Source organism: Robiginitalea sediminis (genome assembly GCF_002198115.1).
In the GTDB taxonomy this organism is placed as follows: Bacteria; Bacteroidota; Bacteroidia; order Flavobacteriales; family Flavobacteriaceae; genus Robiginitalea; species Robiginitalea sediminis.
In genome coordinates this window covers 574,030-599,427 of the sequence record NZ_NGNR01000001.1, presented here as the reverse complement: position 1 = coordinate 599,427, position 25,398 = coordinate 574,030, and the positions used below count along the sequence as shown (strand labels likewise).

General features: G+C 53.7%; 25 protein-coding genes. 2 read left to right on the top strand and 23 right to left on the bottom strand.

All coding sequences use genetic code 11. From position 1 onward, the window contains the following. Positions 1-12: 12 nt before the first annotated feature. Positions 13-951: a DUF6427 family protein gene (locus CA832_RS02645; RefSeq protein ID WP_088340003.1), complete on the bottom strand. Its 939-nt coding sequence runs from the start codon at positions 949-951 to the stop codon at positions 13-15. A gap of 39 nt (positions 952-990) precedes the next feature. Here CA832_RS02645 and CA832_RS02640 point away from each other — a divergent pair, with 39 nt between their 5' ends. Further along, positions 991-1,212, top strand: a complete 222-nt coding sequence (locus CA832_RS02640) for a DUF6341 family protein (RefSeq protein WP_088340002.1) — start codon at positions 991-993, stop codon at positions 1,210-1,212. 18 nt (positions 1,213-1,230) lie between these two features. Here CA832_RS02640 and purD read toward each other — a convergent pair whose 3' ends face one another. From purD to CA832_RS02530, 22 genes are all read right to left on the bottom strand, one after another. Continuing rightward, entirely contained in the window at positions 1,231-2,505 is a 1,275-nt protein-coding gene (gene purD, locus CA832_RS02635) for a phosphoribosylamine--glycine ligase (RefSeq protein WP_088340001.1), read from the bottom strand. 63 nt (positions 2,506-2,568) lie between these two features. Then, on the bottom strand, positions 2,569-3,555 hold the full coding sequence (locus CA832_RS02630) for a UDP-glucuronic acid decarboxylase family protein (protein WP_088340000.1): 987 nt from the start codon (positions 3,553-3,555) through the stop codon (positions 2,569-2,571). A 19-nt stretch (positions 3,556-3,574) separates the two neighbouring features. After that, a complete protein-coding gene (locus tag CA832_RS02625; RefSeq protein ID WP_088339999.1) occupies positions 3,575-4,876 on the bottom strand; it encodes a UDP-glucose dehydrogenase family protein in 1,302 nt (433 codons plus the stop codon). A 140-nt stretch (positions 4,877-5,016) separates the two neighbouring features. After that, positions 5,017-6,369, bottom strand: a complete 1,353-nt coding sequence (locus CA832_RS02620) for an exopolysaccharide biosynthesis polyprenyl glycosylphosphotransferase (protein WP_088339998.1) — start codon at positions 6,367-6,369, stop codon at positions 5,017-5,019. Positions 6,370-6,460: 91 nt separating this feature from the next. After that, positions 6,461-7,192 (bottom strand): WecB/TagA/CpsF family glycosyltransferase, encoded by a 732-nt coding sequence (locus CA832_RS02615; RefSeq protein ID WP_088339997.1) that lies wholly within the window; start codon positions 7,190-7,192, stop codon positions 6,461-6,463. Positions 7,193-7,196: 4 nt separating this feature from the next. After that, positions 7,197-8,342, bottom strand: a complete 1,146-nt coding sequence (locus CA832_RS02610) for a glycosyltransferase (RefSeq protein WP_088339996.1) — start codon at positions 8,340-8,342, stop codon at positions 7,197-7,199. Further along, positions 8,320-9,552, bottom strand: coding sequence for an O-antigen ligase family protein (locus CA832_RS02605; RefSeq protein WP_088339995.1), 1,233 nt, complete (start codon positions 9,550-9,552; stop codon positions 8,320-8,322). The genes CA832_RS02610 and CA832_RS02605 overlap by 23 nt, the downstream gene beginning before the upstream one ends. Then, positions 9,542-10,882: a hypothetical protein gene (locus tag CA832_RS02600; protein ID WP_143542323.1), complete on the bottom strand. Its 1,341-nt coding sequence runs from the start codon at positions 10,880-10,882 to the stop codon at positions 9,542-9,544. The genes CA832_RS02605 and CA832_RS02600 overlap by 11 nt, the downstream gene beginning before the upstream one ends. Before the next feature lie 4 nt (positions 10,883-10,886). Continuing rightward, positions 10,887-11,687, bottom strand: coding sequence for a sulfotransferase domain-containing protein (locus tag CA832_RS02595; RefSeq protein ID WP_158211868.1), 801 nt, complete (start codon positions 11,685-11,687; stop codon positions 10,887-10,889). A gap of 30 nt (positions 11,688-11,717) precedes the next feature. Next, positions 11,718-12,623, bottom strand: coding sequence for a sulfotransferase domain-containing protein (locus tag CA832_RS02590; protein WP_088339992.1), 906 nt, complete (start codon positions 12,621-12,623; stop codon positions 11,718-11,720). Beyond that, a complete protein-coding gene (locus CA832_RS02585) occupies positions 12,616-13,968 on the bottom strand; it encodes an oligosaccharide flippase family protein (RefSeq protein ID WP_088339991.1) in 1,353 nt (450 codons plus the stop codon). The genes CA832_RS02590 and CA832_RS02585 overlap by 8 nt, the downstream gene beginning before the upstream one ends. Before the next feature lie 39 nt (positions 13,969-14,007). Next, a complete protein-coding gene (locus CA832_RS02580) occupies positions 14,008-14,439 on the bottom strand; it encodes a hypothetical protein (protein WP_088339990.1) in 432 nt (143 codons plus the stop codon). A 94-nt stretch (positions 14,440-14,533) separates the two neighbouring features. Then, the gene (locus CA832_RS02575; protein WP_088339989.1) at positions 14,534-15,487 is read right to left on the bottom strand and encodes a GDP-L-fucose synthase family protein; all 954 of its coding nucleotides are present in this window, start codon (positions 15,485-15,487) and stop codon (positions 14,534-14,536) included. A 3-nt stretch (positions 15,488-15,490) separates the two neighbouring features. Continuing rightward, positions 15,491-16,606, bottom strand: a complete 1,116-nt coding sequence (gene gmd / locus CA832_RS02570; protein WP_088339988.1) for a GDP-mannose 4,6-dehydratase — start codon at positions 16,604-16,606, stop codon at positions 15,491-15,493. Between the two features lie 20 nt (positions 16,607-16,626). Next, entirely contained in the window at positions 16,627-17,406 is a 780-nt protein-coding gene (gene rfbD / locus CA832_RS02565) for a dTDP-4-dehydrorhamnose reductase (RefSeq protein WP_088339987.1), read from the bottom strand. Further along, entirely contained in the window at positions 17,403-17,951 is a 549-nt protein-coding gene (gene rfbC / locus CA832_RS02560) for a dTDP-4-dehydrorhamnose 3,5-epimerase (RefSeq protein WP_088339986.1), read from the bottom strand. The genes rfbD and rfbC overlap by 4 nt, the downstream gene beginning before the upstream one ends. Before the next feature lie 5 nt (positions 17,952-17,956). Further along, complete coding sequence (gene rfbA / locus CA832_RS02555; protein ID WP_088339985.1) at positions 17,957-18,820, bottom strand: glucose-1-phosphate thymidylyltransferase RfbA; 864 nt, start codon at positions 18,818-18,820, stop codon at positions 17,957-17,959. A gap of 1 nt (position 18,821) precedes the next feature. Beyond that, entirely contained in the window at positions 18,822-19,844 is a 1,023-nt protein-coding gene (gene rfbB, locus CA832_RS02550) for a dTDP-glucose 4,6-dehydratase (RefSeq protein ID WP_233131714.1), read from the bottom strand. Position 19,845: 1 nt separating this feature from the next. Then, positions 19,846-20,829 (bottom strand): hypothetical protein, encoded by a 984-nt coding sequence (locus tag CA832_RS02545; protein WP_088339984.1) that lies wholly within the window; start codon positions 20,827-20,829, stop codon positions 19,846-19,848. A gap of 4 nt (positions 20,830-20,833) precedes the next feature. After that, a complete protein-coding gene (locus CA832_RS02540) occupies positions 20,834-22,504 on the bottom strand; it encodes a DUF6909 family protein (RefSeq protein ID WP_088339983.1) in 1,671 nt (556 codons plus the stop codon). Between the two features lie 57 nt (positions 22,505-22,561). After that, positions 22,562-24,064, bottom strand: coding sequence for a GH3 auxin-responsive promoter family protein (locus CA832_RS02535; RefSeq protein WP_088339982.1), 1,503 nt, complete (start codon positions 24,062-24,064; stop codon positions 22,562-22,564). Further along, on the bottom strand, positions 24,061-24,933 hold the full coding sequence (locus CA832_RS02530) for a M23 family metallopeptidase (protein ID WP_088340731.1): 873 nt from the start codon (positions 24,931-24,933) through the stop codon (positions 24,061-24,063). Before CA832_RS02530 ends, CA832_RS02535 begins: the two co-directional genes overlap by 4 nt. A 156-nt stretch (positions 24,934-25,089) precedes the next feature. Here CA832_RS02530 and CA832_RS02525 point away from each other — a divergent pair, with 156 nt between their 5' ends. Next, positions 25,090-25,272 (top strand): twin-arginine translocase TatA/TatE family subunit, encoded by a 183-nt coding sequence (locus CA832_RS02525; RefSeq protein ID WP_088339981.1) that lies wholly within the window; start codon positions 25,090-25,092, stop codon positions 25,270-25,272. Positions 25,273-25,398 lie beyond the last annotated feature (126 nt).

Here is a 25,398-nt window from a genome sequence, read left to right as displayed (position 1 = left end):
CAAAGATACCGCTTATTTCAGAATCCCATCTGCCACCATAAGAAGCAAAGGCGCCAGCACGAGGGCAGAAAGCACTCCTTCCCTCCATTTATCCCTGCCAATGACGTCCACAAAGTTGGAAAGCAACACTACCCCGGGCAAGAGCGTGAGGATTTCCACATGGGAGCCTCCCCCCTGGTGCAGGAATACTACTGCCAGGATAAGGGCCAGCGTCATGAGGATAAGCCGTGTCATAATGAGGCGGCCGTGGCCGCTTTTGCGCTGCCGCACCAGGGCAAATGCCCCTGCCAGGAAGGTCAGCAGGCCAAAGGTCAGCAACCGCAACCCCCCGTCCCATGCGAAAAAATCCGGGGCCATGCGAATCTGGCCGTAACTGAAGTGGGGCCGGGCAAAATCCAGAGCGCCGGTTTGCAAGGAAACGGCTAGGGCTATCAGCGAAAAGACCGCCAGGGCAGCCAGGGGCATCAACCAGGTTTTCAGGGACCGGGGCTCAAAGACATAAATAAAGGCCCATACCAGGACTACCAATAGAACCGCCCATTCTACGAACAGGCTTGCCACCAGAAACCACAGGGTGGCATCGAAGGCTTTGTAGCGGGTTTCCCGTAGTGATCGCAGGCTTACAAGCCTGCGCATACCCAACAGGATGAAAAAGGCGGCAAACAGGGCGTCCGGATTAAGCATGGCCTTGGGAAACACGGGCGTCCAAACCGCAAAAAACAGGATGGCAAAGGAGTGGGGGCCTGTTAGCTGGTTGCGCTGCACCACAAAATTCAGCACAAAGACACTGAGCAAAAGGACGATAAGACCCATAAGGGCTACCCAGAGGGGATGCTCTCCGGCTTCTTCCCGGAAGCGGGTGAGTCGGAGTGCCCAGAATACCGCAAAAAGGAAGGACAGGACCAGGATGTAGTTAATGGGTTTGGTTTTGCCAAAAACGCTTGAAATCATCGCTGGTTTTCGTATGTTTGCAACGTAAATATAGGGACTATGAGAGCTTTTTTTGAAGGGATAGAGGACTTATTCGTCAATTTCCTGTTTGCCCCTTACGACTTCTTCCGCTTCATGGAAAACTGGTGGACCGCCAATGTGGTAAACTGGCTTTTTGTCATTATCGGAGCTATCGCCATGGTATACTGGCTCATGCAGCTGCGCATTTTCGACGCCAGTGGCGAAGAAGACCACAGCGTTACAGCCCACTCCTACCTGTAACCCCTTTTCTTTACGCCTTTACAGGTCAAAACCGATATCTTTCCGGTACCCGGCTCCCTGAAATTCAATCCGGGCTATCCGCTCATAGGATTTTTCGAGCGCCTTCCTGAAGTCCTCCCCAAATGAGGTTACTGCCAGGACCCGTCCGCCACTGGTAATGACCCGGCCTTCCCCGTCGCCCTTAGTACCGGCGTGGAATACCACGGAATCGGAGGGGTGTTCCAGCCCGCTTATGGGAAATCCTTTTTCATAGGAACCGGGGTAGCCCCCGGAGACCATCACCACGGTTGCAGCACTCTCCGGCCTTATGTCCAGGTGCACTTCCGAAAGGCGGCCCTGGGCCGTAGCCTGCATAAGCTCAAGGAAGTCCGAATCGATCCTCGGGACAACCACCTCGGTTTCCGGGTCGCCCATCCGTACATTGTATTCAATCACATAGGGGTCTTCCCCCACGCGGATAAGCCCCAGGAAAATAAAGCCCACAAAGGGGATGCCTTCAGATTTTAACCCCCCGATTGTCGGGATAATAATCCGCTCTTCCACCTTTTCCATGAGCCCGGGGTCTGCAAAGGGCACAGGGGAAACCGCGCCCATACCACCCGTATTCAGGCCTGTATCTCCTTCCCCAATCCGCTTATAGTCCTTGGCCGTGGGCAGGATTTTGTAGGAGTTTCCGTCCGTAAGCACAAAACAGCTCAATTCAATACCGGAAAGGAATTCCTCGATAACCACCCGGGCACTGGCCTCGCCGAATTTCGCCTCCAGCAGCATGGCCTGCAGTTCTTCCCGGGCCGCTTCCAGGCTGTCCAGGATCAGCACCCCTTTGCCTGCGGCAAGCCCATCGGCTTTCAGGACATAAGGTGGGGAAAGGGTCTCCAGAAACGCGTAACCCGCTTCCAACTCCTCCGGCCCAAAACTCTGATAAGCTGCCGTGGGAATCCCGTGGCGCTGCATAAAGGCCTTGGCGAAGGCCTTACTGCCTTCCAGCTGTGCGGCCTCCTTTGAGGGGCCTACAATGCCAATGTGGGAGAGTTCCGGACGCGACGTAAAGTAATCCCGGATTCCCAGGACCAGGGGCACTTCAGGCCCGACGATAATCAAATCTATTTGGTGCCGGATGGCTGCGGAGGCAATCCCTTCGAAGTCCTCGACGCCCAGGGGCAGGTTGGTGGCCAGCCCGGCCGTCCCCGCATTGCCGGGAGCGGCATAAATGGTGTTCACCCCAGGGCTTTGTTGAAGTTTCCAGACCAGGGCGTGTTCCCGTCCCCCGGATCCCAATACGAGTACGTTCATAAAAGTGGCATTTCGGCAAAAATAGGGTTTGATGCCGAAATACGCAGGGTCAAAGTCAAAAGATCAGCGGCGGTTGACCTTGGAAAAATCGCGGTGTTCCTTTTTGTCCAGTTCTTCCCGGGAGAGGGTTTTGAAGTATTCGAAAGTCTTGCGCATCCCCTCCTCGCGGCCCACCTTGGGTTCCCACCCCAGAATTTCCTTGGCCTTGGAGATGTCAGGCTGACGCTGCATAGGATCGTCCTTAGGCAGGGGTTTGTACACGATTTTCTGGTCGGTGCCTGTCAGTTTTATGATTTCCTCGGCGAAATCCCTGATGGTGATTTCATGGGGATTCCCCACGTTAACCGGAAGGGCGTAGTCCGAAAGCAACAAGCGGTAAATCCCCTCAACCTGATCGTCCACATAACAGAAGGAGCGGGTTTGGGAACCGTCACCGAAAACCGTGAGGTCTTCCCCGCGGAGGGCCTGCCCCATGAAAGCAGGGATCACCCGGCCGTCGTTCAGGCGCATCCGGGGGCCGTAAGTGTTAAATATCCGGACAATCCGGGTCTCCAGGCCGTGAAACCTGTGGTACGCCATGGTAATGGACTCCTGGAAGCGCTTGGCCTCGTCATATACCCCCCTGGGGCCTATGGTGTTTACGTTACCGTAATACTCCTCGGTCTGGGGGTGAACCAACGGGTCGCCGTAGACCTCCGAGGTGGAGGCAATCAGGATCCGCGCCTTCTTTTCCTTGGCAAGGCCCAGGAGGTTATGCGTCCCCAGGGCACCTACCTTCAGGGTTTGAATCGGGATCTTCAGGTAGTCTATGGGGCTTGCCGGGCTTGCAAAATGGAGGATATAATCCAGGTGGCCGGGCACATAGACAAACTTGGTCACATCGTGGTGGTAGAACTCAAAATGTTCCAGTTTGAAGAGGTGTTCAATATTCTTCAGGTCGCCAGTAATCAGGTTGTCCATCCCGATAACGTGGTATCCTTCCCGAATAAACCGATCGCACAAATGGGACCCCAGAAAACCAGCAGCGCCGGTTATTAAAATTCGCTTCACAGCCGTTAGGTTTTAATTTTTAGTTCCGCCCTATGGAGGTATAGTCAAAGCCTTCTTTGCGGATTTCCCCTACGTCGTATAGGTTACGCCCGTCGAAGATGACCGGTTCCTTCAGGAGCTCCTTCATGAGGGTGAAATTCGGGTTGCGGAACACCCCCCATTCCGTACAAATTACAAGGGCGTCGGCATCCTCGAGGGCTCCGTACATGCCAGGAGCGAAGGAAATAGCATCCCCCAGCCTGCGCCGCACATTGTCCATGGCTTCGGGGTCGAAGGCCGTTACCTGGGCGCCTGCCGCGAGCAGCTCGTCTATAATATAGAGGGACGGGGCCTCGCGGATATCGTCTGTCTCCGGCTTAAAGGCCAGACCCCACAGGGCGAACCGCTTCCCGCTGAGGTCTTCGCCGAAATGGCTCTTGATCTTGGGGATCAGGGCCGTTTTTTGTTTCTGGTTGACCTGGATAACCGAATCCAGGATCTGGAAATTGTATCCGGAGTCCTTCCCGGACTTGTGCAGGGCCTTTACATCTTTGGGGAAACAAGACCCTCCATAACCAATCCCGGGGAAGAGGAAGCGCTTGCCGATACGGGAATCCGTACCCATCCCGATCCGAACCTTGTCCACATCGGCGCCCACGCGCTCGCAGAAATTCGCAATCTCGTTCATGAACGTGATCTTGGTCGCCAGAAAGGCATTGGCGGCATACTTGGTGAGCTCAGCCGATTTCTCGTCCATGATAATCACCGGGTTACCTGATCGCACAAAGGGCTTGTAGAGCTTTTCCATCATTTTGGTGGCGCGCTCCGAGCTGGAACCAACCACAATCCGCTCAGGCTTCAGGAAGTCGTCTACTGCGAAACCTTCCCGGAGGAATTCCGGGTTGGATACCACGTCAAAATCGCATTTGGCATGCTTGGCGATCGCAGCATGAACCTTGTCGGAAGTTCCCACAGGAACCGTACTCTTGTCGACTATAACTTTATAGTCCTTAATGCGCTTTCCGATGTCGTCGGCCACTCCAAGGACGTATTTAAGGTCTGCGGACCCGTCTTCATCCTCCGGGGTTGGAAGGGCCAAGAAAATAATATCTCCGTGCTCGAGGCCTTCATCCAGGGAGGTGGTAAAAGTGAGCCGGCCAGCCTTGATGTTGCGCTCGAAGAGCACGTCCAGGTGGGGCTCATAAATGGGCACTTCCCCTTCCTGCATGCGCTTGACCTTGTTTTCGTCTATGTCCACGCAAACCACTTCGTTACCGGTTTCAGCCAGACAGGTTCCCGTTACTAGGCCCACATATCCGGTTCCAACAACAGTTATGTTCATGTAAGAATTTTTTGATTTTTTATCCTAAGAATTTCTAGCGGCAATGTTACGAATTGTAAGAGTGCTCCTCAAAAAGATTTGGACTAAAGACTCTTTTACCGGGGTGAATTCACCAAAAGGGCCGTATCCCCCGCTTCAGGTCAATAGGCTTTATCCTCGCCCTTGAAGACATTCAGCACGGTCTGGACGATAATTTTCAGGTCCAGCAGGAAAGACCAGTTTTCGATATAAAAGATGTCGAACTTGATCCGGTTCTGGATGTCCCGGTCTTTTTTTACTTCCCCCCTGTACCCCCGCACCTGCGCCAGGCCGGTAATCCCGGGCTTGACAAAATGCCGGACCATATACTTATCCACCCGCCCGGCATACTCGTCCGTATGCTTGAGCATATGGGGCCTTGGGCCCACCACGGACATGTTTCCGAAAAGGACATTGTAAAACTGGGGCAATTCGTCAATACTGGTTTTGCGGATGAATTTTCCTATAGTAGTAACCCGCATGTCGTTCTTTCCGGCCTGAATGTGGTCGGCATCCTTATTCATCGCCATGGAGCGGAACTTATAACAGTAAAACGCCCGGTTGTCCAGGCCGGAACGCTTCTGTACAAAAAAGATAGGACCTTTGGATTCCAGGCGGATCAGCAGGGCCAGCAAGGGAACCACCCAGATGAGCAGGCCAAAGATTACCGCCAGGCTGAAAAGTACGTCGAAGCTGCGCTTGATAAAGGCATTGATGGGGTTGTGCAGCGGGATTTCCCGGAGGGAGATTATCGGGAGGTAATCGTAATACTCAAAGGTGAGTTTTTTGCTGAAGATGTTCTTGTTGTCCGGAAGGAACTTAAGGGTTTTCAGGTTGTTGTCCGAAAAGTTGATAAAGTCTATGATCTCCCTGTTCGACAATTCCGAAATGGAACAATAAATCTCATCGATCCTTTCGGAAAGGATATAATCAAAACAGGCGGAAAGGCTGAAATCGTCTTCCTTGGCGCAAAACCGGCGGACAAACTCAAACCCGTATTCCTTTCGTTCCCGGAACACGTCTATGAGCTGGTTGGTTTTCTTGTTGTTCCCTATAACCACTACCCGCCTGACGCTGGACCGCACCCGTTCGCGAAGCTCCATAAGCAGGTAATACACCAGGAACTTCAGGACGGAGACAATCATAAAGACCAAGCCCACGTACTGCGCCAGGGCAAGCCGGCTCATGTTGGGTTGTTTGAAGAACCCGATAAAAGCGTAGGTAAACAAGAAATACAGGGCAAATTGTGTGACCAGCAACCGCAGGATGTGCGTGACCTTGGAATACCGGTATACCACATAGAACTTTACCCAAAGGGAAATCGCAATCCAGGCCACGCTGATATAAGCGTGAAACAAGATAACCGCTTCCAGGTTAATGGGAAGTACGTAAGCGATGGAATTGATAATAAGCAGGTCCGCAAACAGTGCCAGGGGCGAAATAAAGTCAGAGTATTTTGAAGTTTGCAGGGCCATGGATATGCAAGGTTGCCGGCCCTGGGAATACCATAATGGGGGTAACATTCAGGTAAGCTCCCAGGGCTGCGGATGCTATCAAAAATAGGTGTTATTTTTTGAACATGTTCCGGGCCAGCAGAAACAGAAACTTGGTGTTGGTGTAGAAATAGCGCCTGAACATCCTGCGGGGTTCCTTGTACAGGCGGTAAAGCCATTCCAGGCCTAAGCCAATCATCCACCGGGGGGCTCTGCGGATGGCGCCCACATAGGTGGGCAAGGCCCCCCCGATCCCAAACATCATGCCCCTGACCTCCCCGGTGTGGGCGTGCATCCATTTCTCCTGTTTGGGGCAACCCAGGGCTACAAAAACGACCTGCGTGCCCGACTCGTTTAGGCGTTGTACATAGGAGGCGTTGTCCCAGGGCTTTCCAAAAGGCGGGGAAATCAGGTGGGTTAGGGTAATTCTCGGGAGTTCGGCTTCGATTTTGGCCCGGGTCTGTTCCAGGATTTCATCGGTGGAGCCTATGATGGCGACCTTGTAGCCGCGCTGGTTACACACCTGCAGGAAGTTCGGCAGGAAATCCATGCCCGCTATGCGCTCCTGGGCCATACCATGGAGCCACTTAAAACTCTTGGCAACGGGAAACCCGTCGGGGAAGGCATAGGTCGCACTGTTGACCACGGAGGCAAAAGCCGGGTCGTCATAAGCCTCAATAAGCATGTGTACATTGCAGAAACACGCGTAACCAGGGCGCTGGTTGTCGATATCTGCCACCAGTGCATCTATCTGGGAAGCAGCCTTTCCTGCATTCACGTCAATACTGATAATCCGTTTTTTCATTCCCCTATTTCTCTGATAGTACCTCTCGGTATATTTGCAACAATGCCTTTAAATTCTGACGGTGGGTGTATTTGGATTCGTAGGTGGCCCTGGCAGCCTTTCCTAGGGCCTCCGCATTAGTTTGTTCGAAGGCAGTCACTGCCTCCCGAAGGGCCTTAGGGTTTCCGGTTTCGAACAACAGGCCGGTTTGGCCCGGGGTAACGATCTGGGAAAGGTTGTCATTATCCGAGGCGATAACGGGTGTGGCCGCAGAAAATGCCTCCAAAATCGTATTGGGCAGCCCCTCCAGGCAAAGGGAGGGAAAAACCAAAGCCCGGGATCGCCTGAGCAACCCTCCTATGGCCTCTCGTGGCTGCGCCCCTAAAAACCGGATATTGGACCCCGCATTGCGCTTAATCCGCTCTTCCAGCGGTCCGGTGCCCACCAGGGTAAGCGAGGTGCCGGGCATGGCGTTGAAAGCCTCTACCAGGACCTCAACTCCCTTCTCTTCGGATAGCCTGCCTACATATAAATAGCCCTTTCGGGGTTCTGTTTCTGCCGGCTGATGCCCCAGGAGGTCCCCGGTACTGTTTGGTTTCACCACGATGGCTTCCTGTGGTACTCCAAGTGAAGAGTTGGCAAAAATCGTTTGGATATAAGGGGTCAATACCAAGAACCTATCTACCCGGGACCTCCAGGTACCGGAAAGGTTGGATATACCGAGCATAGCAGACAGGACAAGACTCTTGGGGACCGAATCCTGAAAACACCCATGCAGAACCCCGTGGACGGGAAATTTCAACCCAACACATTTGGTGCAGGTGCGCCCGTTTCTCAGCAGGAGGGCTCCCGGGCAGATAAGCCTGAAATTATGGAGGGTCATGACCACAGGGATCCCGAGGTCCTTGGCAGCCTTGAGTACGGAGGGGGATGCCTGGTAGAACAGGTTGTGCACATGGACTACTTCCGGGCGGAACGCCTCCATTTCGGCATACGCCAGGGAATAGGACTCCCCGTTAAAGAGGACCTTGCCAAGGCGGATTGTTTCATTTTCGAAGCGCAGCTGGCGGATCTGGACCCCAGCTTCCCGCAGCAACTGAAACTCCGAATCCACCACGGAATCCTCCCCCCCGGCATACCGGTAAGCGTTATGTATTTGAAGTACCCTCATCGTTCAGGTGCAAATACAACAAAAAAGAATTGAAAAAGGCAAAAAGGAGCACAATGGCATTCCGGTTAAAATGAGATTCCGTGAGGCCTGTAAGGAATATCATCAGGATAAAGATATAGTAAAGCCCGGCTTTTTTTCCACGCAAGAGAACCAACGGGTATCCTATAGCCAAAAGCAACAGCAAGACCCCTACCGCCCCGGTTGCAATACCGGTTTGCAGGAATAGATTATGAGCGTTGAAATTATTGCCCTTCAACAACAGCGGCTGATACCGGTGCTCCCGGTAACAGCGGTTCATGACCTGTTGCTGGTCCCCGTACCCCACACCAACCCAGGGGTTTTCCCTGAGCGTATGCCAGGCGCAATCCCAGATCAGTTCCCGGAAGCCCCGGCCGCCCCAGACCTCGGTTACTTCATATTGGTTCCCGTAGTTTACGGCTTCCCTGAACTTCTCCACCAGCGCCCGGTTGAGGACCAGAACAAGGACCGAAACCCCAAACAAACCCACCAAAAACCAACGTGCTACGGGCCCCAGACGCTTGCGCCCCAAGAGCAACAACCCGGCCAAAACCAGAAAGGTTACCCCAATGGACGTCCGGCTGCCCAACATGAGCAGTGTAATGACGAGAACGGCACATATCGCCGGCACCCATAAACGTATCCAAGAAGGAAGTGCTTCCGGCCTGAAGATCCCCAGGTACAACAGCAGGACAGATGCCGTCCCCACATAAAGCGAAAACCCCAGGTAATGGAAGCCGATTAGCGCCGAGGCCAGGTTTTCCTGATAGACGCTCCCCATGGACCACCCATTCTGATAGAAGGCGGCTGCAAAGGAAAACAGGGACAGTGCGGCAACCGATACGGCAAAATATCCTATAAGCCTGCCGGCTTCTTTCCAGGTAGGCTTTTCCAGGATGCCCAAGGCCAGATACAGGCCCGGGACCAGCCCAAGGAGTAAGGCCTTATTGAGCCCCGAGGCCACATCAGTGCTCCAGGCAAGGGAAACAAAATGGAAAAACACAAACCCGTTCATCGCAAAAAAACGAAGCGCCCCGGCCCTGGAAAACCTGCGGGGGCGCTGGAGGAAGTGCCACAACCCAAGGGCCAGGATCAACCCCATGAAAAGATTGGGGAGAAAGGGCCCGAAGGGCAATACCAGCACAAAGGCGGCATACAGGGTGGGGCGAAACCGGGTAAGGTCAATCGCCATGGGAAATGGTTTGAACCTCCTGCCGACGGTCAAACTCGGAGAGTTTAAACATAATGACGATAGGAAAGATGATTTCAGGATACTCCAGATAATTCTGCACCCCCAGGAGGATCAAGGTGTAATACCCCATAAACGTCAGGAATTCCCGCTTCTCCGCATCGGGCTCCTGTTTGCGAATGCGGCGGATCCTGCCGAAAAATAATAGCAGGTAGCCCCCTCCCAGAAAGAAACCGTACTCCAGCAACACCGCGACCACGGAAGAAAAAGTCTGGTTCCGGGTCCCGTCGTTATAGGGTTTGGCGAGCAGCTCCCGGTTAAGCAGGGGAAAAATGTCCTCCTCGTGGTACGGGGTGCGAAGCTGCACGTGTTCCCTTACCCACTGGTTCTGGATAAAATCCCCGTTGAGGTAAAAGGCAATCCTGGAATTGTACCCGCCTGGGGCGGCTCCGATCCAAAACACCCTGGGGTCCGTCGTCAATCGTTTGGCGGAACCGTCCAGGAAAGTGATAAACCGCGGGGTCTGGGTAATTTCCATCCGGGAGGCGCGAGCGAGTTCCTCCTCGTAATCGTAGGAATCGAACACCAGCAGGGCGCGCTCAATATTGGTTTTGATATACTCCAGGTTCCGGGCATTGAAACTGTTGATCAGCGCCAGAACCACCCCCGCACTAAGCACCATCACCAGCAACATTTTCCAATACCGCAGGATTCGGGTGGCATATAAAAGCAGCAAGGAGGCTACAAATACCATCAGCCCCAGGCCATAGAACCCGAATACCCCACAAATAAGGAAAAACGCAAAGGACCAGTATTTTCTGCGGCTTAGGCAGTATACGCTCACCCCTAAATTCACCACCGATAGGGTATGCGACCCAAGCCCCGCCTGCCCGTAAAAGCCCGTAAAGGCGTCGTCGTAGTTCATGACCCCCGGGTCTATAATCAGCTGGGAGTAGATTATGGCACTGATATTTACGATGACCAAAACAGTTATGACCATCTGCATGAATTTGGGAAAGTAGGGTTGCGAAACCGAACTTTCCCACTGTACCACCGACCCGGTAAGGAGCAGGAATACAGGCACTATCAGATAGACCGAAAGCGCGTAGTTCAGGTAATACCCCCCTGCCAGGGCAGCGGATAATAACCCAATAAGCATAAACACGGCAGCAAAAAGCAGGGTGGTAGCCCGGTACTTCAGTTTCAGGATATACGCCAGGACAAAGGCCAGTATCGGATAGAATACAATCAGCAACTCCCGCAAGAACGTGAACGACATCAATGCGATAAGCATCAGGGTCCACACCAATATTTTCTCGCGGGATAAAATCATGACGTTACCAGTTCATGTCTTCTTCGTAACCCAGGTCTATCAGGAGGTTTCCGGTTTGTTCCTTAAAATACTCCTTTTCTGCAGGTCCGAAGTAATTTTTCCAATCCCCGGCAATCCCCTTTCGTAAAAAACTGCTTTTGTTCTCCTCCCCTTTCTTCCGTTTGGCCTGGTTCTCGAAAGAGAATTTTTGTACTGTTGCCCGCAGCTTTTCATCGTCTACCCGGGCAACCCCCAGATGGTCCTGCAACAGGGCCTTCATGGCCTTAAAAGTGTCTTCCAGCAGGTCTTCGTAGCGGATCATGTAGATGTTGCCTCTGCCCTTCTGCATTTCCGCGTGCCAGGCACTGTTGTAGGAGGCCCAGTTTCCCATAAAGGTGAATTGCTGCCACTTACTGGGCCTGGAGGTAAAGGCATATTCGATAAACGCCTTCATGTTTCCGGCAACATCTTCGAAGTCGGCAAAGCCGGTCTGTTTGCGGTGGTAATGGACATCCTTGGGGTTGAGGCGGTTTTTTTCGTTCCAAATGAGTTGGTGGAAATACAGGGAAACCATGACGTCCCTCCCGTCCCGGACCAGATAAACAATCTTCTTATTTTGAGGGATGCGTCCTGTTGGCAGGTAATGGCTATGGAATACGGACTTGCCCCACACCGGCATTCGGTTCCGGGGGAAAGGCAGCTCCAGATAGTCTGCAATAAGCTGCCCCAGCCAGGTCCCGCCGGATTTGGGGTATTCGACAAGGAGGACCGACCCGTTTTTGCGCGTGATGGTGTTTACCATCAGCAACCGGGTAGCTTGTTCCATTTTGCTTTTTATGGTGCGTAAGGTCATGTCTTAAGAATTCCAATGGTTTAAATCGCGCCCCAGAAGGCCCTGTAGTTTTTCTATGTCCGGCTGGAGTTGCTTCCGGATAAGGGCGCGCGCCTCGGTGAGGTCTGGCCCGGACTGCGGACGTTCCTTGGTTTTACTGGTGACCAGGTTAAGGAAAAAGATTTTCAGCCGGTACTTCCGGTCGTAGGGCAGGATCTTGTCCAGGACATTTTTGACCAGGAACTTTTTGATGCCGGACTGGCTGTAAAGGGCATTCCGGATCCAGGCAAAGCGAACGCTGCCCGTCTTGTTCAGGGACCTCAGGTTGGGCTCAAAGGAGGGGTCGAGGCCCAAAAAGGCATAGGTTTTGGCAATCACCTCAGACGGATTGGAGCGAATATCCTCATAGAGGAAGATCAGTACCTGAGACTCCGGATAGTAGTTGTAAAGGCGGGAGATCTGTTCATAGTATTTCCCGTGGTCCACGTAGGTGTTGTTCGAAAGGGTTCTGAGGTCTCCCGTGGCAATGCGTTCCGGCTCCCGGTTCACGGCCTCTATGAGAGGCAAATCCTCCATATTGCGCTTTACCGCAAAATTGTAGGCCGAGATAGCCCGTTCCACCGGGTTGCGTAACACCAAAAGCAGTTTGGCTTGGGGGTTGCACTGCGCCATGCGCTTTATGGAATGTTCGAAGTAAATGATATTGGCGCTGCCGTTCAGGATAATACGCTGCCCCCCGAACTCCCTTCGGTAGACCTCATCCAGAAAAGAAGTGCCTTTTGCGTAGAGGGTATCGTCGATGAAAAAAGGGGTGTCCTTCATGGAAAATGGGGCGCATACATCAGGGTGCTGACCGATCCAGTCGTACAACGAGGTGGTCGCCGATTTTTGGACGCCAATCAGAAAGGCATTGGGAATTAATTCAGGCATCGTCGTTTTGTTTTATGCTCCTGGCCGCCCGTACAGAAAGGTGGCTGGTCAGGCCCAGTTTCTTTTTGACATAATAGGCCCCCATGATATTCCAACATACCAGGCTGGCAAAAGTAGCAAAGGCCACTCCTTCGATGCCAAACCTGCCGACCAGGGTGAAATTCAGGACCAGGTTCAGGACCAGGCCTACGGCCATGATCCGAAAATGGAAATGCTGGTGGTTGGTCATCTGCAGGATGTTGCCGACAGAACCGCAAATACAACTGATGGCCTGGCCGGTCCCCAGTAAAAGCAACACCCCCGCCCCTGCAAGATACTCCGGCCCGAAAAAACCCAGGATGAGGTCGGACCCCGCCCACAGTACAAATAAGGTAAAGATCGCAATGGCAGAGCTGACCCCTACGGCATAGTTGAGGAGCTTTTGCAGCGGCCGCAGGTTATCCTTGTCGTAGAGGGAGACAATTTTGGGGGCTAAAATGGAATTGATGGCGTCCAGGTTAAACGATACCAACAGGGCCAGTTTGGCACTGACGTCGTAGACGGCCACAGCGGACTCCTCCAGATAGGCGCCAACGAAAAAACGGTCTACCCAAACCAGGAGGATAGCCACGATAGAGGTGTATAATATGGGGCGTGAACTCAGGGCGAACGGGCGAAAGACATCTTTGGGAACACGGCTCAGGGTGAATCCGAAAACCCGGAAGGCAAAATACGCGCAACTGAGGAGCAACAGGGCAATGGCCAGGAAATGTACCAGGATTGGGATAGTCTCCCCCATGTCATCCAGCAACCAGATGGCCAGGGCCAAAAGGCCCAGGCTCAGGAAAAACCTGCCAAAGGCCGTATAGAATGAAAACAGGGTATTCTTCCTCAGGCCTCGAAACAGGCCGTTGAAGATGAAAACTAAGGACCACAAAGGAAAGGTAAGGGCGGTCCAGAAGAGGAATTCCGTGAACTGCGGGCGTTTGAAGATATGTATGCCAATCGCTTCGCGAAACAGGAGAATCACCCCGGCAATCAGGCTGGAAAAGAGCAGGCTGCGCAGCAATGCACGGGAGAGCAGCCCGGAGAGCAACTCCTTCCCGGAACCGGCCTCAGCCACATAGCGCGTCAGGGTGACATCGTATCCGAGTTTGCCCACGATGGAAATGACCGTAAAAATGGTAAACCCCAGAACCACCATACTGTAAACCGGGCTGCCGAAATACTTGATGACTACCAGGGTAAAAGCATACCCCAGGATAAGGGCGGCAATGCGAAAAAAAATGAAAACGCCCGCCTTCCTGGTAAGTTCCTTCTGGTCCTGGCCGGTAACGAGGCTTTTTGGAAATCGCAGTTTCTGCATAGGCGGTTCTCCCGGTGTAACGGGGGGTCGTGCTTTAATCTACCTGAGTTCTATCGCCATAGTGTCTACGGCCAATGTAAAAAGTCGTTTCTTCTCGGGGTTCACCAACCCGTACCTCAACATTTCAAATCGATCCCGGTCCGTTATGAGCGTCCCTTCAAACACCAGGAGTCCGTTTTTGGGATATACCTGGCGGGTGGTAAGGCCCGAAAAGGCCCCGGAGCCCTCCCGGGCCTTCCTGGGGTAGAAATGCAAATAGAAATAGTGCCCACTGGAGTAGGCTTCCGGGTTCTCCGCCTCCAGGTACACCCGCACGGTGTAGCCCTTTTCGCCCTTCAAAGGCTCTGTCCGGATATCCCAAAGCACAAGCCCCAGGGAATCATTGATGTATTTCAAATCCAGGACTCGGTTGCCCGCCTCCCTTTCCAGCCACTGGGTATCTGTAGGGCGGCAAGCTAAAACCAGGCCCATGCACATTCCCGAAAGAACCAAAATTCGGATGGTACGCGCTCTAAAGCCCTCTGTATTCCTGAAACCAATCCCTTCCCTGGGCATTCGGCGGGTGTTAGGTTATCTTGACTTGCTTAAGGCCGCCCTGGTGTTTTAAAAACCACTGATAGGTGTCCCGTATACCTGCTTCCAGTTCTATCCTGGCCTTCCAGCCGGCCTGCTCCAGGCGGGAGACATCCATAAGTTTACGCGGGGTACCGTCGGGTTTGCCCGAATCCCATAGTATCTCCCCTTTGTGACCGGTCACTTTTTGGATTACCCCAGCCAGCTCCCGTATGGTCAGGTCCGTTCCGGTCCCGACATTATACAAGTGCTCCGGCAATTCGTTTTCTACTGCAAAAACCACCGCTTCTGCCATATCGTCCACGTGGAGGAATTCCCTCATGGGGGATCCGGACCCCCAGAGTTCTACCGGCCTGTCTCCATCCCGGCTGGCCTCGTGAAACTTTCGCAGCATCGCTGGAAGGACGTGGGATGTCTTCAGATCGAAATTGTCGAAGGGACCATACAGGTTGGTCGGCATCAGGCTCACATAGTAATGCCCGAATTGTTTTCGAACGGCTTCGCACAGTTTTACCCCAGCGATTTTGGCGATGGCATACCACTGGTTGGTGGGCTCCAGCGGCCCGGTGAGCAGGTAGTCCTCCTTGAGGGGCTGAGGTGCCATTTTCGGGTAAATACAGGAGCTCCCGAGAAAAACAAACCGTTGCACCCCGGCCGAAAGTGCCCCCTGGATGAGGTTGTTCTGGATGCTCAGGTTTTCCATCAGGAACTGATAGGGGTAGGTGTCATTGGCCAGGATTCCCCCAACGCGCGCGGCAGCATCGATAACCACATCCGGTTTTTCGGAAGCGAGAAAGGTATAAACATCCGCCTGGTTGCGCAGGTCCAGTTCCGCACTGCTGCGCCCTACCAGACGGGTATACCCCTTCTTCTGAAGCGCCCGCCAAATAGCCGACCCAACCATCCCCCGGTGACCGGCAATGTAGATTTTATCGGCCTTATCCATCTTTTATTCGAAATAGTTCATTATGGTGTAGCCCCCGTCCTTGAGGTACTGTTCGCGCTTCATGAGCTTGAGGTCGGACGACATCATGTCGGCCACCAACTGCTCCAGGTCGTACTGGGGTACCCAGCCCAATTTGGTGCGGGCCTTAGTGGCATCCCCAATTAGCAGGTCCACCTCTGTAGGGCGGAAGTATTTGGGGTCCACGCTCAGGACTTCCTTGCCTACCGGCAGCTGATACTCCGGCTGGCTGCACGACTTGATAAAGGCTTTCTCTGCTACGCCTTCCCCCTTAAACTCCAGCTCGATCCCGACCTGCCTGAAACTCATCCGAACAAAATCCCGGACCGAGGTGGTTTTCCCCGTTGCGATGACCCAGTCTTCCGGCTCGTCGGCCTGAAGAATCATCCACATCATGCGCACGTAATCCTTGGCATGGCCCCAATCCCTCTGGGCGTCGAGATTCCCCAGGTAAAATCTGTCCTGCAAGCCCATAGCAATCCGGGAAACCGCCCTTGTGATCTTCCGGGTTACAAAGGTTTCCCCTCGTATGGGCGACTCGTGGTTGAAAAGGATACCGTTGCAGGCGTACATGCCATAGGCTTCCCGGTAATTGACTGTAATCCAGTAGGCGTACATCTTGGCAACGGCATACGGGCTTCGCGGATAGAACGGAGTCGTTTCGGTCTGTGGTACCTCCTGGACCTTTCCATACAACTCGGAGGTTGAAGCCTGGTAGATCCGCGTCTTCTCCGAAAGTCCCAGCAGCCGAACGGCGTCTAGTATCCTAAGGGTGCCAATACCATCTGCGTTGGCGGTGTATTCAGGTGTCTGGAAAGAGACATGCACATGGCTCATAGCGGCCAGGTTGTAGATTTCATCCGGTTGGATTTCCTGGATGAGCCGGATCAGGTTTGTACTGTCGGTCATATCCCCGTAATGCAGAAAGTAATTGCGGTTTTCTACATGAGGGTCCTGGTAAAGGTGGTCAATCCGGTCGGTATTGAATAAAGAGGACCGGCGTTTAATGCCGTGTACTTCATACCCTTTCTTCAACAAAAACTCGCTCAGATAGGCCCCGTCCTGACCGGTAACCCCTGTGATCAATGCTACTTTTCCCATGTATTGGAGTCGTTTGATTTCTAAGGTAAAAGGATGCTATGCCTGGGTCTTCTGGCAAAACTACGATAATTATCCGCCCTTAAAAGCCTGCCCGGTTCTAATTTCCCGATCTCCGAGAGGATACGGGAAGCAAAGTCGTACCAGGTCATGGCCTCGCCATCTGTGTAATGGACAATCCCGGATGGTGGTGGATCCCCTTCTACTACCTGCCACAAATAGGCGGACAGGTGGTCGGCAAGGGTAGGGCAGCCCGTTTGCTGGTCGGTAACGGATATCGGTTCCCCACGGGCTGCTTTTCCGGCAATAGTGAGGTAGAAATTGGGGCCGTATTTCCTGGAATAGAGCCAGGAGGTCCGGACAATGAGATAGCGGTCCGCCTGACGTTGCACCTCCTGTTCGCCCTCCCATTTGGACCTGCCATAGACATTTATGGGGCTTGGGGTGTCCTGTGGCGTGTATCCTTCCTTCTTCCGACCATCGAAGACATAATCGGTGGATAGCTGCAACATAAACGCGTTGTTCTCGGCGCATGCCCTGGCCAGGTTGGCTGCCCCCAGGGCATTAACGGCCATAGCCGCTTCAGGGTTCCTTTCGGCCTCATCCACCCGGGTATACGCGGCACAATTAATACAATACTCCGGGCGTATTTCATCAAATACGGCATTAACCTGATCCGCGTCTGTTATGTCCAGTTCTTCTTTTGTGAAAAAGCGGGCCGCTATCCTGGGAAAGTCCATGGAAAGATCCCTCAAGGTCTGGCCCAGCTGGCCCCCGGCCCCGGTTACGACCACTTTCTTCATAGGTCTGCCTGATTATAGCCGGGCAACCCCTTGTCCTTTTCGGAAAGGATAATGGAGTCGTGCGGAACCCCCCAGTCAATAGCCAGGCTGGCGTCATCGTAACGAATGCCCGCTTCGGCCCCGGGGGCATAGTAGGCGTCGCACTTGTAGGAAAAAAGGGTGTCGTCTTCCAGGGAAAGAAACCCATGGGCCATCCCCTTGGGGATAAAGACCGCCAGGTGGTTGCGGTCCGATAATTCTATGGAAAAATAGTGGCCCACAGTAGGGCTCCCGGGTCTTAGGTCCACCACCACATCGCGAACCCTGCCTTTTAACACCCGCACCAGTTTGGCCTGTGCATCCGGCCCTTTTTGGTAGTGCAGCCCCCGCAACACATGCTTTTTGGAAACCGAGAGGTTGTCCTGGACAAAATCCGGACAGCCCCCAGGTAAGGCCTGCAACGATTTCCGGTTGAAGGATTCCAGGAACACCCCCCGCGCATCCTCATGGACGTCGGGATGGATCAGGAAGCATCCGGGAAGCGGAGTCTGTTCTATTCTGGGCATAGGATTCAGGATTCAATGAGGCGTAGCAGATATTCTCCGTAGCCGCTTTTTAACAGGGGTTCGGCCAGAGCCCTCAACTGGGCTTCATCGATATACCCCATCTCAAAAGCCACCTCCTCTATAGCGCCAATCTTCAGGCCCTGGCGGCTTTCGATGACCTCCACGAACTGGGAAGCCTGCATGAGGGCGTCAATGGTCCCGGTGTCCAGCCAGGCCGTCCCACGGTCCAGGACCCGGACCTGGAGTTTCCCGGCTTGGAGGTACGCCTTGTTGATATCTGTGATTTCGAGCTCGCCACGGGCACTTGGGGCTATCTGGTCGGCCAGGCGTACTACCTCATTGTCGTAAAAGTAAATGCCCGGGACTGCCAGGTTGGAGGTAGGTCTGGAGGGTTTTTCCTCCATGGACACCACCCGTCCTTCCTGGTCCAGGTTTACCACCCCATAACGCTCCGGGTTCTGGACATGGTAGGCAAAGATTACCCCGCCTTCCGGGTCGCAGGCTTCCCGGAGGGTGTTGGCCAGGCCGGCACCGTAAAACAGGTTGTCGCCCAGGATAAGCGCCACTTTGTCCGCCCCGATAAAATCCCGCCCAATCCGGAAGGCCTCAGCTATGCCTCCGGGACGGTCCTGGGTGGCGTACTGAAAGCTGCACCCCAATTGGCTGCCATCCGAGAGGAGTTTTTGGAACAAGGGATGGTCTTCCGGGGTGGTAATGATCAGGATATCCCGGATGCCGGCGCTCATAAGGGTTGCCAGCGGGTAATAGATCATAGGCTTATCGTAGACCGGCATCAATTGCTTGCTTATGGCCCTTGTTAGCGGATATAGGCGTGTCCCCGATCCTCCTGCCAGGATGATACCCTTCATATTATGCCTTTTTGAATTTTTGCAAATACCATGTTATGGTCCTGTCCATCCCCTCCTGAAATCCGGTCCGGGGCGCCCACCCCAATTGGGAATGCAGCTTACCCGCATCTACGGCATAACGCCTGTCGTGCCCCAGCCTGTCGGTTACCAGGCGCATCTGGTTGTAATAAGGGGCGCCGTCTGCGCGCGGAGCTAGTTTGTCAAGGCGTTTACAAATATAACGGACCAGGTCCAGGTTGGCCCATTCGTTGTTGCCGCCTATCACATATTGCTCCCCCGCGGCAGCCTTTTCCAGGCAAACCAGTAGGGCCTCGCAGTGGTCTTCCACATAGAGCCAGTCCCGGACGTTAGTACCGTCTCCGTACACCGGGATCTCCTGGCCCGAAAGGGCCTTCCGGATGATGGTGGGGATAAACTTTTCCGCGTGCTGGTATGGCCCGTAGTTATTGGAGCAATTTGTGATGACCACATCCATGCCGTAGGTGTGGAAATAGCTTCGTGCCAGGTGGTCCGACCCTGCTTTGGAAGCGCTGTATGGGCTGTTGGGGCGGTAGGGGCTCTCTTCGTTGAATTTCCCGCTTTCCCCCAGGGAACCGTAAACCTCGTCTGTGGATATGTGGAGAAATCGGCCGCCGCCAGCAACTTGGTCATTCAACCAATGCCTGCGACAGGTCTCCAGGAGGGTGAAAGTACCTACCAGGTTGGTCTGGATAAAAGCGGCCGGGGCCGAAATACTATTGTCTACGTGGGATTCTGCCGCGAAATGCACCACGGCATCGAAGCGGTAATGGTCAAAAAGGTCTTCCAGGAATTCCCGGTCGGCAATATCGCCCTTGGCAAAGGTATAGCGGGAGGAGGTGTTAAACATTTCCAGGGCCTCCGGGTTGCTGGCATAGGTGAGTTTGTCCAGGTTTACCACCTGCCATTCGGGCCGGGTTTCCAGGATATAACGTATGAAATTGGAGCCGATGAACCCCGCACCCCCGGTAACAAGTATCGTCTTAATATCGACAGATTCCGGCATTTCAGTCCTTTAATTCCCGGGCCTTGCTGTTGATATAGCGCAGGAAGTCCCCTGCGAAGAACAGCAAAAGCAGCAGAAGGGGTATCTGGAACAGATAGGATTCTGTCAGGCTTTTGCGCACAGGCTGCACTTTTCCGAAATTCAGGATCTCCACTGGGCTTGTTTCCCGCACGAGGTTATAGCGCAACATTTCATTGTCCCGCTGCAGACCACTTTTGATCTGGATCAGGGAGGCAGGGTCCATGGCCTGCCCTGCGTCCAGCAGGAGTTGCCCGCTTGCAAGGGCTGAAGCCCGCCCGAGCTCCTCTGTATAGTTATTCAGAAGGGAGTCTATTTGCACGATGAGGGCCTCGTTGGAAGCAATACGGTCCATACTGTTCTCGCGACTCCTCCCGATCAGCTGGGAGAAATACGGGTTGGAGTTGATGTAGGCTACCAGCTTTTCAACGACATACGGGCCCATTTCCGGGTCTTCGAAGGTAAACGTGAGCCGGTGGTTAAGCGCCGATTTCTCCAGGATCTCCTCCTGGATGACTTCCCGGATGGTAGCGTCTTCCTTAAACCGGTCCAGCAGTTCGAGGTACTTCAGGTAATCCTTGTTCCTAAGGGTCTCGGTGTCTTGCGAAACCGGTCCGATTTCAACACTAAGTTCCGGAAGCGGCTGGGTTTCCACCCCTGCCGAGGCAAAGAAGGCCTGGTTGCCCGAATTGAGGTTTGCTTCCATTTCGGCCACGGCGTCATACAGGTAATTCTTGCTTTTCATGTTGGGCTGTACAATGACTTCCACCTTGTACTCCTTCCCCTTCCACTGGGAAAGCCCCCATCCTGCAGCGATCCCTGCCACAATAAGTATGGCAAGGAAAACCGCTCGCTTTTTAAGATAGACAAACCCCTTGAGGACGCCGTTAAAAATACTGTCCAGACCCCCTCGGATCAGGGCGGCCAGTTGCTGCAGGTCTACGCCTTCGGTCGTGTCTTTTGCCATAAGGTTAGGTGTTAAATATCTGTTCTAAAATCTTATCCGTTATCAGGTAGGTCGGTTTCACCCCTGCGGCCCCAAGCCCCCCGGATGCCAGGGTATGCCCTGTTTTCAGCGGGTTGTCCGAGGCGTAATAGGCATAGCGGATCCGCACGTTTTCGGCAATGCTTTTCCGGATCCGGGAAGCCGACTGGATGGCCTTCTGGTAATGTGCCCCTTCCATTTCCAGGCCGATGACATTCCAGGTGGAATTCTGGAAGAAGGTCAGGATGTCCTTATTCTGCAGGGAGGTGCCCAAGACGGTCACCATAGTGCCTTCATAAACATCCAGGCCATAACCCTCAAAATCGGCCTTGCAAAGCTCGTTCTTAAAAGGGTAGTTATCTGCCGTCCCTTCGAAAATATGGGCCGAAGGGATCATCAGGTCCCCCTTGTCTCCCTGCAGGATTCCTGCTTTCCCCATAATGGAAATGGACTGAATATCCAGGTATTTCAGGGAGCCCTTTAGCTTAATGGGCTTCAGCAATTCGTCGGCGCATTCGTAGGCCTGTTCGCCAAAGGCGTAGTCCATAACCAGGATGACCGGTTTGGCCGCCTTGAATTCCGGGGGGAGGTCATAACAGCACGCAGAATTGGTGATGGCGCCCATATCGAAAACCTGAACATCTATATTGGCTCCGGAGGTGTCATCGATCTGGATCATGCCGTTTTTGGCCGCGAAGGCGGTTACCTTCTTTCGGAGTGCCTCATTCTCCGGCCGGCTCAGGGCTTCGAATATTTCCAGGGGCCCCGCCTTGGGAAATTCCTTCTTCAGGGCTGTGGGGGCAAAAAGCGTGTTGAGCACGCTGTGCATGTTAGAGCTGATCACATGGATGGGGCGGTCCAGGAGTTTATGCCTGTTTAGGGTTTCCTTGATGGTAGTGGCCCACCGATCCCCGTGGATATGGTGGCCCAGCCGCTCGCGCAGCAGGCTGCTGAAGGTAATGGTCCGCTTGTCGCGGGCCGTATGCTCCTCAATGGCCAGGCGCCCCAGCCAGTAGATGATTTTCAGGAAGCGTTCCGGGTCCTGTTTGGTGGCCAGTTTCTTGTGAACGTCGATAATATCCACGAAGGAGTGCCCGAGGATATTGGCGGTATGGATAAGGGCCACCTCCCGCTCGGACTGGGTAAGTTTATCCTTATTTACGGCCGCCTCCAGTTTTCGCCAGTCGCGGATGGTGGTTTGTTTCTCCTCATCGATAAGGACCTTCCGTCCTATTTTATCCGATTCGATGAAAAGGAAGGTCAGATGGGTGAGGATATCGTAAATATCCGAACGGCCCCGGGTGATCTCGATGTTCATCTGCTCCGAGTCTATCCGGTAGCAGTTCCGCCTCCTTTTTGGGGGTACAATTGCCTTGAAATGGGATTTGCTGTACCCTTCATCGGAAGTGAGGTTGATGAACTTGCACTGTTCGATGCCCTGGGGGAGGCGCTCCAGGACATAGATGAGGCCTTCGAGTTCTGCCTTATCCTCGGCGATGGAGCCATAGATTTCCGGGCGCAGCTGCAAAAGGGCGTTCCTGAGGGTTTCGCCCGAGACCCCCATAGGCTTGTAAAAGCCACGGTTAAGCAGGTGGCGCATGGTAATGTACATGCGCTCGATGGCATTGGTGGATTCCTGGGAGCGGGTTGTTTCCATGATAGGCTGTATGGCACAAAAATACACTTAATTTTCCTACGCCCGCCCAGGGTGACATCAGGGTTTGTGCTGGAAGGGAGCCAGCCCTTCGGCCAGTTTTCTGTCGTTGGAAAGGCGTTGCACCTTGTTCTGCCCGCCGAGCTTCCCCACGGATTTCATATACTCCCTGAAGCCCCCTTTCGCAACATGGCGGATTTTGAGACGTTGCAGCACCCTGCCCTCTATAAGGTCGAAGTAATAGGAATTCTGCCCCTGTAAGGCCTGGTCCAGGGTTTTGACAAAGGCCTCCATATCCCTGGGTAGGGCCTCGAACTCCACCCACCATTCGTGGTAGGGCAACCCGCCCTCCGGGGGGCTGATCATGGGGGCAACCGTGAATTCATTTACCTGCCCGCCACACCGCCCCAGGGCATCCTGCATGGCGTATTCCACCTCCTTGGCAATAACGTGTTCCCCAAATGCGGAAATAAAGTGCTTGATCCGGCCGGTTACAATAACCCGGTAGGGGTCCAGGGAGGTAAAGGCCACCGTATCCCCCAGGTTGTACCCCCAAAGGCCGGCATTGGTAGAGAGGATCATGACGTAATTCACCCCCAGCTCCACCTGCCCGATGGTCAGGCGCTCCTGGTCCGGGTCGTGGAATTCGTCGGCCCGGATAAACTCGTAGAAAATCCCCGAATCCAGCAGCAAAAGCAGCCCGCGGTCGTCCTGCCGGTCCTGGTAGGCAAAAAACCCCTCGCTGGCCGGGAAGAGCTCGATACTATCCACTTTCCGGCCGATTAATTCCTCAAACTTGGCGCGGTAGGGCTCGTAGTTCACACCCCCGTAGATGAAAAGCTCAAACTGGGGAAAGAGCTGTCCCACCGGTTTTCCGCTCCGCTGTACCAGCCTTTCGAAATACATCTGTACCCAGGACGGGATGCCCGCAATTACCGACATGGGTTTTTCGAGGGTTTCCTCTACAATGCGGTCTACTTTTTCTTCCCAGTCCTCAATACAGTTGGTCTCCCAGCTGGGAAGCCGGTTCTTCTGGAGATAACCCGGAACATAGTGGGCCGATATCCCGGAGAGGCGACCTACCTTGATCCCGTTTTTATCAGTGAGTTCCGGACTGCCCTGCAGGAAGATCATTTTCCCGACCACAAAAGCGGTATTCCCGGTCTGGTGGATATAGGCCAGGATGGCATTTCTGGATGCCCTGACCTGCTCGCGAATGGCGCCGCGGGTAAGCGGGATGTACTTGGCGCCGGAAGTGGTTCCTGAAGTTTTGGCCATATACAAGGGCTTTCCGGGCCACAACACATCCGGCTGGCCTTCCAGGATCCGCTCCACATAGGGCTTGAGGTCCTCATAATCCCGCACGGGGACCCGGGCCACGTAATCTGCATGGTCTTGGATCTCTGAAAACCGGTGGTCTTTCCCAAAAGCGGTCCTGCTCCCTTGCCGGATGAGGTCTCTGAAGACCCACTGTTGGGCCTGCACCGGCCGGTGCATCCATCGGGAGGCCTTCCAATGCACAAAGCGGGCAAAAACCCGGGCTGCCAACTGCTTAAAGGTCATTCGGCAATATCTACGTAATTAAGAGGGTTTACCGGGCGGCCATCCTTCCAAAGTTCGAAGTGCAGGTGGGGGCCTGTGGTCAGTTCCCCGGTATTGCCCACGGAAGCCACAACTTCTCCGGCGCGCACCACATCCCCCTGTGCCTTGGAAAGGGAACCGTTGTGTTTATACACCGAAGTAAGCCCTTCCTTGTGTTCAATGATAATAACATATCCGGTAGCTGCCGTCCATTCGGCGAAAATAACCGTGCCGTTTGCTACGGCCTTGATAGGGGTATCCCTTGGAGCCACAATGTCGATGGCAAAGTGGCGGGAATCCGGGTCGTATTGCTGGGTCACCGGGCCGCTTAAAGGGGAATACAACAACTTGCTTCCGTCTGCAGCGGGGGTTTCGAAAAGATTGTATTTGTCCTCCAGGGCCACCTGGGCCCGGAGCAGGCTGTCTTCGCGGATGGGACTGAGGTCAATGCCGGCAGGGTCCAGCTTAAAGGTCTCAAACATAGAATCCGTTGGGATGGAATCGGTGCCCACATCGCCCCTGAGAACACTTCGGATGTTATTTAAATACCTGTTGGTATAATCGAGGACGCCCACCAGGGAATCCGTTTTGTAGGTAAGTTCCGTGGCCTGCCGCTTCAGGGCTGTGGAGGAATATCCGGGGATGTATTCCCTGAGGGGGGTAAAAGCAATAAGCAAGGTGGTGAGCCCAATGAGCCCGATAACGGCCAGGGACCCGGTCACAAATACATTGAGCCGGCTCAGCTTAAAGGAGATTTTCTCCTCAAAGGTGCTTTCGTTGAGGATAACCAGCCTGTATTTGTGGAGGAGTTTCCTCTTGATTTCCTTCCTGCGTTTTTCTTGCTTGGCCATGATCGGTTTATGCCGGGGAGCCCGTTTTTTGCCCCTGATTCGATTTACCCGGGCAAACAGCCCGGACTTGGACCGTCTAAAATACATCTTATACCACAATAAAAGGGGCTGCAAAATGTTTTTTCCTTACATTTACACTAGTTAAACAGAGTTGGAATGAATGCACTTACAATTTTCCTCGCTATTGGCCCCTGGCAGATTGCGATTATCGTGATGGTGGTATTGTTGCTGTTCGGAGGTAAGAAAATACCGGAACTGATGCGCGGCTTGGGCAGTGGAATCAAGGAGTTCAAAGATGCCTCCCGCGAAGATGACAAATTAGAAGAGAAAAAGGACTGATCCCGGTCCTTTCATTTGCAATAAAGCACCCTTGTGGTGCTTTTTTTATACTTATTGGTATTGTAGGGCTGAACCTTTGATGCCGGCTGATTTCAGGGTATCACAGGGGGTTGAAAACCACAAGAT